The 535-nt window shown below is 48.4% G+C and carries 1 protein-coding gene; it reads left to right on the top strand.

Going from position 1 to position 535, the window contains the following annotated elements:
* Positions 1-95: 95 nt before the first annotated feature.
* The coding region (smrB, locus tag C2M35_RS15280) for an endonuclease SmrB (protein WP_105265702.1) at positions 96-535 on the top strand (440 nt) is incomplete at its 3' end.

Genomic DNA, 535 nt, shown 5'->3' with positions numbered 1-535 from the left:
TCGTTCATATTCTGTTGCTAGTTCAGCTAATAATGTCGCCATTGTAGCGTGTTTAGCGCTAGGTTTTTACGCTTTTTTTGGCTAAAATCTCGGCCATGAAAAAACACCAATCTCCGAGTTCGGACAACGCCGAACTATCACAAGACGACATCGATTTATTTCGCCAAAGCATAGGCACGACCAAGCGGGTGAAAAACGACACAGTGCGTCTGACAAGCGGGCAAAAAAAGCACATAGGCGAGCGCCAACAGGTGCAGCGCCAAAGCAAAACCGAATTCTATTTTTCCGATGAGTACATACCCGATATAGATACCCAGGGTACGGTCAGCTATGTCAAAGAAGGTGAAGACAGATATCTGGCTAAACAGTTACGTCGCGGGGATTATGCACCTGAGCTTATCCTGGATTGCCACGGCATGAGCAAGGAAACGGTGAAGCTGGAACTGGCGGCGCTGATCAGTGCCTGCAAAAAGCAGCATGTGTCCTGCGCCTGTGTGGTACATGGCATTGGCGAGCGCATTTTAAAGCACAAGGT

The sequence above is a fragment of the Pseudoalteromonas sp. T1lg76 genome (genome assembly GCF_002964725.1).
Classification (GTDB): Bacteria; Pseudomonadota; Gammaproteobacteria; order Enterobacterales; family Alteromonadaceae; genus Pseudoalteromonas.
Note: the sequence above shows the minus strand (reverse complement) of the source record. Positions and strands in the feature narration are given on the sequence as shown.